The organism is Undibacterium sp. RuTC16W, from assembly GCF_049339445.1.
Lineage (GTDB): Bacteria > Pseudomonadota > Gammaproteobacteria > Burkholderiales > Burkholderiaceae_D > Undibacterium.
Genome location: NZ_JBMPPE010000012.1, coordinates 80,245 through 94,244 on the forward strand (window position 1 = coordinate 80,245; position 14,000 = coordinate 94,244).

12 protein-coding genes are annotated in these 14,000 nt (G+C 48.1%); 9 read left to right on the forward strand and 3 right to left on the reverse strand.

The window, feature by feature from the left end; all coding sequences use genetic code 11:
* Positions 1–227 precede the first annotated feature (227 nt).
* From ACO0K4_RS18390 to ACO0K4_RS18425, 8 genes are all read left to right on the forward strand, one after another.
* Positions 228–2,432, forward strand: a complete 2,205-nt coding sequence (locus tag ACO0K4_RS18390) for a tetratricopeptide repeat protein (protein WP_422958131.1) — start codon at positions 228–230, stop codon at positions 2,430–2,432.
* Entirely contained in the window at positions 2,429–3,199 is a 771-nt protein-coding gene (rfbF, locus tag ACO0K4_RS18395; protein ID WP_422958132.1) for a glucose-1-phosphate cytidylyltransferase, read from the forward strand. The genes ACO0K4_RS18390 and rfbF overlap by 4 nt, the downstream gene beginning before the upstream one ends.
* Positions 3,163–4,269 (forward strand): CDP-glucose 4,6-dehydratase, encoded by a 1,107-nt coding sequence (gene rfbG, locus ACO0K4_RS18400; RefSeq protein ID WP_422958133.1) that lies wholly within the window; start codon positions 3,163–3,165, stop codon positions 4,267–4,269. The genes rfbF and rfbG overlap by 37 nt, the downstream gene beginning before the upstream one ends.
* A 232-nt stretch (positions 4,270–4,501) precedes the next feature.
* On the forward strand, positions 4,502–5,065 hold the full coding sequence (locus ACO0K4_RS18405; protein ID WP_422958134.1) for a dTDP-4-dehydrorhamnose 3,5-epimerase family protein: 564 nt from the start codon (positions 4,502–4,504) through the stop codon (positions 5,063–5,065).
* Positions 5,062–6,288, forward strand: a complete 1,227-nt coding sequence (locus ACO0K4_RS18410; protein WP_422958135.1) for a methyltransferase domain-containing protein — start codon at positions 5,062–5,064, stop codon at positions 6,286–6,288. The genes ACO0K4_RS18405 and ACO0K4_RS18410 overlap by 4 nt, the downstream gene beginning before the upstream one ends.
* 13 nt (positions 6,289–6,301) lie before the next feature.
* Entirely contained in the window at positions 6,302–6,790 is a 489-nt protein-coding gene (locus ACO0K4_RS18415; RefSeq protein WP_422958136.1) for an acyltransferase, read from the forward strand.
* Entirely contained in the window at positions 6,787–7,599 is an 813-nt protein-coding gene (locus ACO0K4_RS18420; protein ID WP_422958137.1) for an NAD-dependent epimerase/dehydratase family protein, read from the forward strand. Before ACO0K4_RS18415 ends, ACO0K4_RS18420 begins: the two co-directional genes overlap by 4 nt.
* Positions 7,596–8,345 (forward strand): cephalosporin hydroxylase family protein, encoded by a 750-nt coding sequence (locus tag ACO0K4_RS18425; protein ID WP_422958138.1) that lies wholly within the window; start codon positions 7,596–7,598, stop codon positions 8,343–8,345. The genes ACO0K4_RS18420 and ACO0K4_RS18425 overlap by 4 nt, the downstream gene beginning before the upstream one ends.
* A 213-nt stretch (positions 8,346–8,558) precedes the next feature.
* On the opposite strand, the gene ACO0K4_RS18430 is transcribed toward ACO0K4_RS18425, so the two are convergent.
* Positions 8,559–10,232: a GGDEF domain-containing protein gene (locus tag ACO0K4_RS18430; protein WP_422958139.1), complete on the reverse strand. Its 1,674-nt coding sequence runs from the start codon at positions 10,230–10,232 to the stop codon at positions 8,559–8,561.
* Positions 10,233–10,322: 90 nt separating this feature from the next.
* Entirely contained in the window at positions 10,323–10,970 is a 648-nt protein-coding gene (locus ACO0K4_RS18435; protein ID WP_422958140.1) for a response regulator, read from the reverse strand.
* A 150-nt stretch (positions 10,971–11,120) separates the two neighbouring features.
* On the opposite strand from ACO0K4_RS18435, the gene greB reads away from it, so the two are divergent.
* Positions 11,121–11,669 (forward strand): transcription elongation factor GreB, encoded by a 549-nt coding sequence (gene greB, locus ACO0K4_RS18440; RefSeq protein ID WP_422958141.1) that lies wholly within the window; start codon positions 11,121–11,123, stop codon positions 11,667–11,669.
* A 30-nt stretch (positions 11,670–11,699) separates the two neighbouring features.
* On the opposite strand, the gene ACO0K4_RS18445 is transcribed toward greB, so the two are convergent.
* Positions 11,700–14,000, reverse strand: coding sequence for a RelA/SpoT family protein (locus ACO0K4_RS18445; RefSeq protein ID WP_422958142.1), 2,301 nt, complete (start codon positions 13,998–14,000; stop codon positions 11,700–11,702).

Sequence of the window (14,000 nt, forward strand, 5' to 3'; positions counted from 1 at the left end):
AGGGCTAATTTAGCTAAAAATTACCGTCCTTTTCATCACATGCTTTCATAAAAATTACTTTTAAAATACATAAAAATAAAAAAAGGCCTTTCCAATTAAGGTAAATTTGACATCGTATAAGATCGCATCAAATAAATAATTGTAATATCAGTCAGTAATTGCAACAGTCTGCAATAGACTAGGGCAGACTAGTGAGTAACTAGTGAGTATCCACAGAAAGAATAGCGATGAGTAAAGCGGGTTTTAATCCACGAGAGGCATTGCGTCAGGCGAAGTCTTTTCTTAAGTCGGGCAAACTTGCTGAAGCCAGGTCAACCGGACTTCGGATACTCCAGCATTTCCCGCTTCATCAGGACACGAATTACTTACTTGCCCAGATTAGCTGTGATGAGGGGCAATATCCGCACGCAATACAGTACTTACAGTCTGCATTTGCCAGTTCGGCCAACATGCCTGTGGATAAGCTGGCTTACTACAATGTATTGAATAAATACTTGCTCTCCAGGCAGTATGATTTGCTGGAGGAAGCGAGCCTTTGGTTAACTAAATTCATGCCTCGGGATGGAATTGCCTGGGACTATCTGGGTTTGAGTTTGATTGAGCAGGGGCGTTACGCCGATGCCCATGCCGCTCTCTTAAAAGCGATCGCGCTGCTGCCAAACAATCCCCATGTTTTATGTAATCTCGGTAATGCATTAATTTCTCTGGAACGATGTGCCGAGGCGGTGCCTATTTTGCGCAAAGCGATCAGTTTATCCCCCAATATGGTCGTGGCGCATAACAATCTTGGTAATGCTCTGAGATTTATTGGCAATCCCAAAGGGGCAATCGAGAGTATCGAGACGGCGATTAAACTAGATCCGACGGTTGCCTACCTCTATAACAATATCGGACTGGCTTATCGGGAAAGTGGATTGTGTGCGGTGGCAATTGACAACTACTACAAAGCACTGGAGTTACAGCCTGACCTGATACAGGTCTATCCCAATTTAATCGATGCACTGCGGCAAAATGGTCAGGTGCAGGATGCTATTGATTGTAGTCAGAACGCAATGCAAAAATGCGAGCAATTGCCTGAATTTTGGGGTGGATTTGGTGATGCCTTGAGAGAGGCAAATCATCTCGATGCAGCAATCGAGGCCTACGTCCGTGCTCTTGGGTTTAAGAGCGACACTCAATCTTCATTTAACCGTCGCATTTATACCAATTTGTTGTTTTGTCTAAATTATCATCCAGACCTGAGCGCTGAGCTTATTTATAACGCATACCATGAGTTTGATCTGCGTTTTGGACAGCCACTTAGGAGTACGTGGAAGTCATTTAATCATCTGCGTGACCCGTTAAAGAAACTCAAAATTGGGTATGTCGGGCCTGTTTTTTATAATCAGGTCTGTAAGTATTTTTTAATTCCTTTGCTTGAACATCATGACCGTAATCAGGTAGAAATTTATGCCTATGCCGGAATGCCGTTCGAGGATGACACGACGCAGTATTATAAAAAACTGACAGATCACTGGATTCCCACCCGAGAACTGACGGATGAGCAACTGGCTGACCGTATTCGTGCAGACGAAATCGATGTGTTGATTGATCTGGCGGGGCATACGAACAATAATCGCTTGCCGGTATTTGCCAGAAAGCCTGCGCCGGTCTCTCTGCACTGGTTGGAGTATGGTTATACGACGGGGTTGAGCGCAATTGATTACTATCTGACGGATAAGCCTAGCGTGGCTGGCCAATGTGACCATTTGTTTGCTGAAAAAATCTGGTGTCTTGATGGGCCTGCGTATGTTTATCGTCCTGATGTCCGCAGAGCAGAGCTAAATGAATCGCCTGCCAGCCAAACCGGTATTGTGACCTTTGGCAGTTTGTCCCGCTCGACCAGGATTAATCATCGGGTTGTTAAGTTGTGGGCGACCATTCTTGATGCGATGCCCAATTCGCGCTTGATGATCAATAGTGGTGATTTTAAAGATGTTCAGGTACAAGAGGAGATGGCATCACGGTTCATGCGATATGGCATTGACAGATCGCGTCTTGAGATCGGCTTTAGTACCCCATCATGGGAGGTGTTGAAGCATGTCGATATCGGCCTGGACTGTTTTCCTCATAACTCGGGCACGACCTTGTTGGAAACTTTGTATATGGGAATTCCTTTTGTGACATTGACTGAAAGGCCTTCTGTTGGACGTATCGGTGCCAGTGTGCTGACCGGGATGGGGCGGACGGAATGGATCGCCAGTACTGAAGAAGAATATGCGCAAAAAGCGATTGTTCTGGCGCATGACATTGACGGGCTGGTTCACATGCGCAAAACCATGCGTCAGGAGATGGAAGCCTCCGCTTTGATGGACGAACCAGCTTTTGCGCGCTCGGTTGAAAAAGCCTACCGCATGATGTGGCAGCGTTACTGTGAGGAACCTGAAGTATGAAAGCCGTGATACTTGCAGGCGGCCTCGGCACGCGAATTTCTGAAGAGACTCATTTAAAACCAAAGCCGATGATAGAAATTGGCGGGCATCCTATTCTGTGGCACATCATGAAAAGCTACTCAGCGCATGGCGTCAATGATTTTGTCATTTGCTGTGGCTACAAGGGATATTTAATCAAAGAATATTTTGCCAATTATTTTTTGCATATGTCCGATGTGACCTTTGACTTGCAAAATAATTCGATGGAGGTGCACGAGCGTCATGCTGAGCCTTGGAAAGTCACTCTGGTGGATACCGGAGAGGACACAATGACGGGTGGGCGCCTGAAACGCGTCGCTCGCTACGTACAGGATGACGAGGCATTCTGCTTCACTTATGGTGACGGGGTATCCGATCTGGATATTGCGGCGTCTATTGCTTTTCATCGTGAGCACGGCAAATTGGCGACGGTAACAGCAGTATTGCCGCCCGGACGTTACGGCGCTCTGGAGCGGGATGGTGATCAGGTGGCTGGCTTTATTGAAAAACCAAGAGGTGACGGTGGCTGGATAAATGGAGGCTATTTCGTTTTATCGCCCAAAGTATTGAATTTTATTGCTGGCGATACGACTAGCTGGGAAGCCGATCCTCTCTCAGCCTTGGCGCGGGACCAGCAATTGATGGCCTTTGAGCATGCGGGTTTCTGGCAACCTATGGATACCTTGCGTGAAAAAAATCTGCTGGAAGATTTATGGCAATCGGGAATCGCGCCGTGGCGAATCTGGTAGACGTTGCGGCATTTTCTGCGCCTGAGCCAGAGTTTTGGCGTGGTAAGCGCGTGCTGTTGACCGGGCATACCGGATTCAAAGGTGCATGGCTGGCATTCTGGTTGCATCGCATGGGAGCGCAAGTGACCGGACTGGCATTGACGCCGAATTCCTTGCCTAACCTCTTTGATGCCCTGGCGGTTGCTAGTCTCGTGCGTAGTTATGTAGGTGATATTCGCGATTCTGATCTGGTGCGCAGAGTAGTTAGTGACAGTCAGCCCGAGATTGTTTTGCATCTGGCGGCGCAGGCGCTGGTGCGGGCGAGCTATAAAGATCCGGTCGGAACGTTTGCGACGAATATGATAGGGACGGCGAATATTCTGGACGCCTTGCGTGATCTGGCCAGTGTGCGTGTAGCGTTGATGGTAACGACAGACAAGGTGTACCGGAACCGCGAGTTATTGACACCTTATCCGGAGACTGCAGAGCTAGGCGGACATGACCCGTATAGTGCAAGCAAAGCGGCATCTGAGCTATTGATCGCCAGTTATCGCTCCTCGTTTCTTGCTGCGCAAGGGGTCAGTGTCTGTGTCGCCAGAGCCGGAAATGTGATCGGTGGCGGCGATTGGTCGGAGGATCGTTTGCTGCCCGATGCTGTGCGGGCGTGGCAAAGTGGCGAGGCGTTGCAGATCCGTCGTCCTGACGCAGTGCGTCCCTGGCAGCATGTGCTGGATCCCTTATCTTCGTATCTGGTTCTGGCACAAAAGGCGTATCAATTCACCACCTTGAGTCAGGCATGGAACTTCGGCCCTGATGGCGCTGCAAGTGTCCGTGAGGTGATTAAGCTGGCACGCTCTGCTTATGGATCGGGTGAGGTCGATTTTGCAACACAAGTAACCGGGCCACATGAGGCGGGATTGCTGGCACTGGATGTGACCAAGGCCCGCCAGGAATTAGGTATTCGTCCACGTTGGGACTTGCAGGTCGCTGTGTCTCGCAGCATGCACTGGTACCGTGATTTTCATGAGGGTGTTGCCGCAAGCGAGTTATGTACGCGTGATCTGGATGCGTATTTGTCTGTACGTTCCTGATGGTTTGACGCTTCGTTTTATGCGCAAAATATGTTTTTCGTACATTTGAATTGACATTGATTTTTGTGAGAGATTTTCATATACATCACCCAGTATATTTTTTTTGATCAGTGTTAATAAGCGAATTGCGATGTTGTCATATTTATTTCTGGGGAGTATATGAGTATTGTGCGATATCGCTGGTGCTCTTATGTATAAATAATCGATGAAAATTTAAATTCTGTAAGTATTTATGACACTACGTTTTGATCTGTTATCTACACCTTTAGCTGGTTTGCATTTATTGCAGCGTAAACCGCTGACAGATGCGCGAGGCTATTTGCAGCGGCTGTTTGATGCGGAAGAATTACTGGCATGTGGATGGACGCAGGCAATTGCGCAGGTGAACCATACGCAAACGCTGCACTGTGGCAGTGTGCGTGGTTTGCATCTGCAATTGCCGCCGCAATCAGAGATGAAATTGATCACATGTTTGCGTGGTGAGGTTTGGGACGTCGCGGTTGATCTGAGAAAAAAATCGCCGACTTTTCTACATTGGCATGCCAGCTTGCTGTCAGCCGAGAATAAACGATCCTATTTAATTCCTGCTGGATTTGCTCATGGTTTTCAGGCGCTGACAGACGAGGTTGAGATGATGTATTGCCATAGCGCGCCATATGCGCCATCCTGCGAGATGGGTTTGAATCCATTAGATCAGGCGCTGGCGATTACCTGGCCTTTAGCCATTACTGAAATGTCGGATAAAGATCGTCACTGGCCTATGCTGGAGAGTCAATTTGAGGGAGTCAGCGTATGAAGTGCAGGCATTGCGAACATCCTTTGACACAATCGTTCCTCGATCTTGGGTCAGCTCCGCCATCTAACGCATATTTACGTGACGATGCTTTGCATCAGGCCGAAGTCTGGCTTCCGTTGAAACTGATGGTCTGTGACGCTTGCTGGCTTGTACAAACGCTGGACTTCACGGGGCGCGACAATTTATTTGATGCAGAGTATGCCTATTTCAGTTCATGCTCATCTAGCTGGCTGCGACATGCTGAAAATTTCGCTATCTCGATGCGCCAGGAACTATCTCTGAATTCGCAGAGCAAGGTAGTGGAAGTCGCCGCGAACGACGGCTACTTATTGCAGTACTTTCAGGCTGCAGGTATTCCTTGCTTTGGCGTTGAGCCGACCGCCAGCACGGCCGATGCGGCGCGTGCCAAAGGAATCCGGATTGTTGAGCGTTTTTTTGGTAAAGAGCTCGCATTGGAGCTGGTTGCGCAGGGAGAGGCTGCAGACCTGGCAGTGGCAAATAATGTTTTAGCGCACGTACCGGATATCAACGATTTTGTCGCCGGGTTTGCGCAGATATTGAAACCACATGGTGTCGCCAGTTTTGAGTTTCCCCATTTGGTGAATATGGTGCAGCAAAACCAGTTTGATACGGCTTACCACGAACATTATTCGTATTTATCTTTGCATGCAGTACAGTTGATTTTTTCCAGTAATGGTTTGCAGATCTACGATGTACAGGAATGGCCAACGCACGGAGGCAGCCTGCGAGTGCTTGCTCAGCGCAGCGATGTCCAGACCCGCCCTGTAAGTGCTAGTGTTGCTCAGCTATTAGATAAAGAGCAGGCCATTGGACTGACTAGTAAAGATTTTTATCAGAATGTTCAGATCAGGGCTGAGCAAGCTAAATTCGGGTTGCTGGAATTTTTATTGGACTGCAAGAAGGCAGGTCTTAAGGTCGCAGCTTATGGTGCGGCGGCAAAAGGAAACACGCTGTTAAATTTTTCTGGTGTGCGACCAGATCTACTGCCTTATGTCGTTGATATTAATCCACATAAACAAGGTAAATATTTGCCAGGTAGCCGGATACCTATCGTCAGTTTGGCACATTTGCTAAAAGATCGACCGGACAGAGTACTGATTTTGCCATGGAACTTGCGCGAAGAGATTGTGTTGGACCTGATGCAAATTCGTGAGTGGAATGCCCGTTTCGTTGTGGCGATTCCTGAACTGCATATTTTGTAAAGGTATCCCCGCCATGATAGACATTCATCCAGACGCACGTATTTCCAGATGGACTGATATCGAAGATTCTGTCCGTGGCAGTTGCATTGTGATCGGTGCGTTTTCGAGTATCGACAGTTTCGTGAAGTTTAAACCTGCGGGCGGTAGCGGAGATATCATCATCGGCGAGCGTAGCGTAATTAATTCTGGTTGCGTACTTTATACGGGCAATGGCATACGCATTGGTAATGATGTTGCTGTTGCGGCGAATTGTACGTTTGCTCCGGTTAATCATGCGTATCAGGACAAGCATCGACGTATTAATCAGCAAGGTTTTTCTCCCGGTAAGGGGGGAATCGTGATCGAGGATGATGTGTGGATTGGTGCTAACTGCATCATTCTCGACGGTGCGATTTTGCGTCAGGGTTGCGTTATCGGTGCGGGTTCGGTTGTTCGTACAGAAGTTGCCGCATTTTCGATCAATGTCGGCAATCCTTTACGGCAAGTAGGCGAACGAACATGAGTGGAGCCGCGCATGCGAGCCTGATTGGCGGCCAAGGGTTTATTGGCAGGCATTTACAGGCCTATTTACTAGAGTCTGGCTGGTCTTGCTATGTAGCAGAAAGAGAGGATGCAGCGCTTTATCAGGCTGATCTTGGACATGTATTTTATTGTGCTGGTTTGACGGCAGATTTTCGTCAACGACCTTATGCAACTGTTGAGGCGCATGTGCAATTGCTGGCCTCGATCTTGCAACAGAGTCGATTTACCACGTTGACTTACCTGTCGAGCACCAGGGTATATGCAGGAGCAACTGCAACGGATGAGAATGCGAGCTTGGCGGTACGATCACATGAGCCCGGTGATTTGTATAACTTATCGAAATTGCTGGGAGAAAGTTTGTGTCTGAGTAGTCAGCGACCTGTGCGTGTCGTCAGACTGTCAAACGTTTACGGAGAGAATATGTCCGGGCAAAATTTTTTATCCGAGGTGCTAGCTGCGGCAAAACAAGGGTCTGTGCGTTTTCGCAGTGCACCTCATTCTCAAAAAGACTATATCGCTGTTCAAGATGTAGTGCACTATCTCCCTTTGATTGCCTTACAAGATAAGTCAGGTATCTACAATCTGGCTAGTGGACGAAATTTAAGCAATGCCGAGATTGCCGCAAGCTTACGTGATCAGGGGGTGGACTGTGATTTTGAAAAGGACGCACCTGTCATCACTTTTCCGGTAATCGATATTGCGAAACTTCGCGCTGAATTTGGCGCACCTCAACATGATCTGGCAAATGATTTGCCTCAACTTTATTCACACTATTGCGAGACATTATGAATCCCATTCAGCAATTCGAGTCCGAACGTGAAGCGCGTATAGAGCAGCTAGGAAAAGATCTGGAGTTTCAGGCACAGTCGCGTGAATGGCTTGAACAAAGTATGCGTCGCCAGTATGTTTATAATTTTTCGTGGCTGGGTCGCCCGATTATACAAAATCCGATCGATATGATGGCTATGCAAGAACTGATGTGGACGGTACAGCCAGATCTGATTATTGAGACCGGCATTGCTCATGGAGGGTCGATTATTTTTTCTGCGTCAATGCTGGAATTGATCGCTGCGTGCGGTGGCAATCCGGAGGCGCATGTGCTGGGGATTGATATCGATATTCGTGAACACAATAAGCAGGCAATTTTGCAGCATCCTATGTCGAAGCGCATCACGATGTTACAAGGATCAAGTGTCGCGCCAGATATGGTAGCTCAGGTACATGCCGCAGCCAAAGGCAGGGAGCGGGTTATGGTATTTCTGGATTCAAATCATACGCATGAGCACGTACTGGCAGAATTAGAGGCTTATGCACCACTGGTCAGCAAAGGGAGTTATTGCGTCGTGTTTGATACCTTTGTAGAGGATGTGCCTGCTGATGTGTTTGACAATCGTCCGTGGCAGCCTGGTAATAGTCCTAAAACTGCCGTACATCAGTATTTGCACTCACATACGGAATTCGAGATTGATAAAGCGATGCAGCACAAGTTGCAAATTACTGTTGCCCCCGACGGTTTCCTTCATCGTATCCGCTAGCTTCTGTTGTTGTACGTTGTCATGATCAGGAGATGGCAGCAAAGGGAATTTCTAAATTCCTCCCCACTTTTTTCATTTTTAAGCCATCGAATTAATCAGCGTGATTGTCAGCTCAGAGTTTTTTTGGGGAAGCGCTAAAGCCGATGTCAGCGCGTTTTCTGAGCTGACGCGCAGTTTGATGTGGGTAGCCAGTGTCTGATGTCGGGCAGCATCTTATGCAGCCTTCACCACACGGTTTTTACCAGTTTTCTTTGCCTCATACATTGCTTTATCTGCACGCTTAACGACCGCTTCTTGTGCTTCGTTCAAGGCTCTTAATGCGACACCTGCGCTGAATGTGATGAACAGGCGTTGCTCATTGGCAGTGAAAAAATGAGTTGTCAATTCGCGTTGCACCCTGGTCATAGCAGAGGCGGCTTCATCCAGGTTTGTTTCTGGCATGACGATCAAAAACTCTTCACCACCATAACGCGCTATGACATCAATGGAGCGGAGTGTTTTTTTGACGATGCGCACCAGATGCACCAGGGCTTCATCACCCGCGGCGTGCCCATGCGTATCGTTGAGTTTTTTAAAGTTATCCAGGTCCAGCATGGCCGCACAGAGCGGTGTGCCACGGCGGTCGGCGCGATCCGCTTCGCGTTCAAACACATCGTCGAGTCCGCGCCGGTTAAGGCTGCCTGTCAATTGGTCTTCACGCACTAATTCGCTCATGTGGGCGAGTTTGTCTTCGAGTTCTTTAATTCGAACTTCCGCTTCTTTTACTTCTTTTTGTGCGACGATCATCATCTCATGCGACCGCATGGTTTCTGTCTGTACTGTACGGGTTTCATCCAGTATAGATGCAATGAGTTGGTCAACTTCGATCACATCTTTGCTTTGACGAATCTGATCTGCATAGCCCCCCATTTTGCTGTGGTAGGTTTCTGTGCTGACCGTCATGACACTGAGGCGATCAATAAAGGTCGCCATCATATTTTTAACGGACGTCTTCGATTCATCGATGCTGTGTTTGAGCGCACCTTGCTTATAAATGACATCTTTGAGACTTCTGGTGGCCTCTTGTAAGGCGCGATGATCTATCGGCCCGGAAATCAGGCTTTGCACAACTTCGATCTGACCGCGTAGCCAATTATCTTCATCGAGTAATTCATGGACGTTGTCCAGAAGTAAACTGAATAGTCTTAGCAGTAACTCTTGCTGCTCAGCGGTGTCTCCACTGCTCAATTCAATTTGAAAACACAGATGCTTGAGTCGTGACGCGACTTGATTCAGCGCGGTTTCGCTTTCTGCATCTCTGACGGCGATTCCCAGTGATTCGGATTCTGTAGCAAGCGAGGGATTCGGCTTGAGTACGGAGGCGAGAGCTAAAGTCAGAGTGCGATACAGCAAGTCTTTTAAAATTTTTGGGCGACTGTCTTCGACGGGAATATCGTCAACCAGAGAAATAGAGTTACTGGTTGTATTTGCGACTGGTACGGGAATTGGATCTACCAGGCTAATGGAATTACTTGGTTTACTAAGTGTTTTCTCTGCTAATTGCGTCAGACCTTTGCTGTAATCGTCCCAGTTGCCTGATTTGATTGCGCGGCTGAACCGATGACCAAAGTTACCTAGATCTCCTGGTGATTGCTTCAGACTTTCTGCGAAGCCGAGCAGCAATTTTTCAGCGGCAGACGGTTCTATGTCTTTAGTCGATTCAAGTGATCCTGCCGGAGAGTCAGATTTTGTCTCAGGTGTTTCATCAACGACACCGGATATTTCCTGATATAGCTTGCGGTAGGCGTCGGGAGTTGGCGCAATTCTTTGAATTGCCAGTCGCCGGAAGGTTTCTCTGGCGATGTCAGTGGGTGTTTTGAACTGTGAATTATTAGGATTGTTTGACATGGTGCTTCCGCGCTTGAACTATCGAGGATCAGGAGGAGCTGCTGGTAATGGTCATATTGGATTCTAGTGTTTTTTTATGTCTTTGCGGACTTATTCGACAAGTTGATTTTTGATCGCGTAATGCGTCAGTTCTGCATTGTGACGTAATTTCATTTTTAATAATAAGCGTGCCCGGTATTCGCTGATAGTTTTGACTGACAGGGACAGTTCTTTAGCGATGTCACTGACGGTTTTGCCAGAGGCGATCATCGTCAATGTCTGGTACTCGCGATCAGACAGTGTTTTGTGCAGTTCGCCTTCATGCTCTTGATTGAGGTTGTTCGCAAGTTCTTGGGCTAGTTCGGGACTGATGTATTTCAATCCAGATGCAATTTGGCGTATGGCTTGCAAAATTTCAGTTGCGCGGGCTTGTTTATTTAAATAGCCAGATGCACCGGATTTATGCGCCCGTATCGCATATTGATCTTCTCTGTGTATCGAAAACATGAGGACGGACACTTGCGGCGATTCTTTTTTTATTTGCTTAAGGATGTCGATGCCGTTTTTATCTGGTAGGGAAATATCCAGCATCATGATGTGATAATCGAGTTGCCGTGAGAGTTTGATTGCATCCAGGCCATTTTCGGCTTCTCCCACAATGCATATGTCTTCTGTGCTGCCGATAATTTGTTTTAAACCCTCACGTACGACGGCATGATCGTCGACGATGATAAGTTTGATGGCTGCGCTCACTGTCATGCATATACCTTGATCTAAAATAATTTTGTTACGGATAGAGTCTGGCGGCAATGACTATTGCCGTATTTACTGGTGTCTATTCTATAAGGCTTGCTCGTGTCGTGGTGCGCATCAGAGTATATTTTTGTGCATCTCCGCTACAATGCAGGAATGAATAAAGCATTTGTCAAAGAAACCGAGCAGGATGATGATCTGGAATTTGGTGTTCCTGAGATTCCTGCTGGCGTTAAAAATTATATGACGCCACAAGGTCATCAAAGAATGAAGGAGGAGTTCTTGCATCTGATGGACGTCGAGCGCCCTGAGATCGTCAATATCGTTCACTGGGCAGCATCAAATGGTGATCGCTCTGAAAATGGGGATTACATCTACGGCAAGCGCCGCTTGCGTGAAATCGACCGGCGTATCCGGTTTTTAACCAAACGACTTGATATCGCAGAGGTTGTCGATCCGCGCGTTCATCACGGGAATGATCAAGTCTTTTTTGGCGCAACGGTAACTTATGAAAACCAGCAAGGTGACGAGGTCACGATTACCATCGTCGGTGTTGATGAGTTCGACCCGCTGGCGGGCAAAATTAGTTGGGTATCGCCAGTGGCACGGGCGCTGACCAAGGCCAGGGAAGGTGATGCCGTCGTATTAAAAACGCCGGCAGGTATTGATGAACTGACGATTATTGCGGTGCAATATCCTGAGTAATATGTTCAAGAACTATGTGAAGAGTTTAATTCAACCGTGCTCGCGCCAGATCTTGGCGACACCATTGAGATGCTTCACATTGCGCATCAGTCTGGCGAGGTGAGTGCGATCCTCAATCTGGATGGTGAAATGGATATTGGTCATGTCGTTGGCCTGACCATCTTCCATGCTGACGTGACTGATATTGGCGTCTGACTCGCCAATCTCTGCTGCAATCCTTGCCAGCGCACCTCGCTCGTTATTGACCATCACGACGACGCGACTATCAAAGCGACGGTTCAGGTCTTCACCCCAACTCACGTCAATCCAGCGGTCAGGTTCTTTCACTTGCATGCGTTTAGCATTGTCGCAATCATCGGTGTGCACCACTAATCCCTGATCGCGCTTGAGTTGACCAACAATCCCGTCACCGGGAATCGGTAAACAACACGGCGCCAATTGAACCGAAACGCCTTCACTGCCATAAATAATGACAGGATCTCGTTTGGTATTGAGTTTGTCGCCAGCAAATTGTTGGAAAGGAATCGATGGAGAATCGTCCTCCACCAAATCCAGAATATGCCGGGCGACCAGTGCCGCCATGCGTTTGCCAATCCCGATATCAGTATGAATTTCTTCCAGTGATTTGGCGGTTGATTCATTAAGTAATTTGTCGACCAGGCTATCCGGCAATTCTGGATTTAGATGTACTGCGACCAGGGCCTGTGCCAGCAATTGACGGCCGAGTTCTGTCGATTCATTCAGGTTGATGGTGCGCAGATAATGGCGGATAGCCGAGCGTGCCTTACCTGTGCGTACATAGGTCAGCCAGTTTGGTGTCGGGCGAGAGTTTGGCGAGGTAATGATTTCAACGATGTCACCATTTTTTAATTCGGAGCGTAACGGAACCGGCTCATGATTAATCCGTGTCGCAATCGCCTGATCGCCGATATCGGTATGAATGTTGTATGCGAAATCGAGTGCCGTTGCACCGCGTGGCAGGGCGATAATTTTCGATTTTGGTGTGAATACATAGACCGAATCAGGAAACAGATCGACTTTGACATGCTCTAAAAATTCAGCAGAATCCCCGGTCTGCTTTTGAATATCCAGCAAGGATTGCAGCCAGGCATGGGTACGCTGCTGGAGATCTGTCAGATTGCCGTCTTCATTTTTGTAGAGCCAATGTGCGGCGACGCCAGACTCGGCGACTTGATTCATTTCTTGCGTGCGGATCTGAAACTCAACTGGTGTACCGTAGGGGCCGATCAGCGTGGTGTGCAGAGATTGATAACCATTCGTTTTGGGAATGGCGATGTAATCTTTGAATTTGCCCGGCATCGGCTTATACAGAGCATGCAAAGTGCCGAGGGCGAAATAGCTATTCGGAAAATTATCAACAACGATACGGAAACCGTAGACATCCAGCACTTGTGAAAAGCTCAGGTGCTTATCGTGCATTTTGCGATAAATGCCATACAAGGTTTTTTCACGGCCAAAAACCTGGGCCGCAAGTCCGGCTTCTTTCAACGCAGTTTTTACTGCTTCCATGATCTTATTGACGACTTCGCGACGATTGCCGCGCGCCGCTTTGACGGCTTTAGCGAGTGTGCGATAACGCATTGGATATAAATGCGCAAAAGCCAGATCTTGTAACTCGCGATAAATATTATTCAAACCGAGCCGGTGTGCGATCGGCACATAGACTTCCATCGTTTCGCGAGAGATGCGACGCTGTTTTTCCGGTTTCATTGCACCCAGGGTGCGCATATTGTGCAGCCGGTCAGCCAGCTTGACCAGAATGACGCGCACATCGCGCGCCATCGCCAGCAGCATCTTGCGGAAATTTTCGGCTTGCGCTTCGATCTGGCTTTGGAATTCGATTTTTTCCAGCTTTGACAAACCGTCAACCAGCACCGCAACTGGCGCACCGAAGCGTTCAATCAGCTCTTCTTTTTTGACATCCTGATCTTCCATCACATCATGAAGTAATGCCGCCATGATTGCCTGAACATCGAGTTTCCACTCCGCGCAGATCTCAGCTACCGCAATCGGGTGCGAGATATAAGGCTCACCCGAGCGCCTGACTTGTCCCAAGTGCATTTCATCAGAAAAGCGATAGGCTTCCTTGACTAGCTTTAAGTCAGCAGGCGAGAGATATTCAGCTAAGCGAGTGGTCAGTGCGGTGATAGAGGCAACACCGGTCGCTGGTGTGCGTGGAACAGGATTTTCTGGCAAGGAGGGCGATACAGAAGAGGACGATGAGGTCGATTTTGAGGATGATCGTCGTGGGGCGGCCTTCTCAGGAGAGACCGCGGCTGGAACAGAAGAATTGCTGTCTATAAGATTCAT

Coding starts and splice junctions, on each gene's coding strand:
- ACO0K4_RS18390 (WP_422958131.1), top strand. CDS start 228: ATGAGTAAAGCGGGTTTTAATCCACGAGAGGCATTGCGTCAGGCGAAG.
- rfbF (WP_422958132.1), top strand. CDS start 2,429: ATGAAAGCCGTGATACTTGCAGGCGGCCTCGGCACGCGAATTTCTGAA.
- rfbG (WP_422958133.1), top strand. CDS start 3,163: ATGGCAATCGGGAATCGCGCCGTGGCGAATCTGGTAGACGTTGCGGCA.
- ACO0K4_RS18405 (WP_422958134.1), top strand. CDS start 4,502: ATGACACTACGTTTTGATCTGTTATCTACACCTTTAGCTGGTTTGCAT.
- ACO0K4_RS18410 (WP_422958135.1), top strand. CDS start 5,062: ATGAAGTGCAGGCATTGCGAACATCCTTTGACACAATCGTTCCTCGAT.
- ACO0K4_RS18415 (WP_422958136.1), top strand. CDS start 6,302: ATGATAGACATTCATCCAGACGCACGTATTTCCAGATGGACTGATATC.
- ACO0K4_RS18420 (WP_422958137.1), top strand. CDS start 6,787: ATGAGTGGAGCCGCGCATGCGAGCCTGATTGGCGGCCAAGGGTTTATT.
- ACO0K4_RS18425 (WP_422958138.1), top strand. CDS start 7,596: ATGAATCCCATTCAGCAATTCGAGTCCGAACGTGAAGCGCGTATAGAG.
- ACO0K4_RS18430 (WP_422958139.1), bottom strand. CDS start 10,232: ATGTCAAACAATCCTAATAATTCACAGTTCAAAACACCCACTGACATC.
- ACO0K4_RS18435 (WP_422958140.1), bottom strand. CDS start 10,970: ATGACAGTGAGCGCAGCCATCAAACTTATCATCGTCGACGATCATGCC.
- greB (WP_422958141.1), top strand. CDS start 11,121: ATGAATAAAGCATTTGTCAAAGAAACCGAGCAGGATGATGATCTGGAA.
- ACO0K4_RS18445 (WP_422958142.1), bottom strand. CDS start 14,000: ATGAATCTTATAGACAGCAATTCTTCTGTTCCAGCCGCGGTCTCTCCT.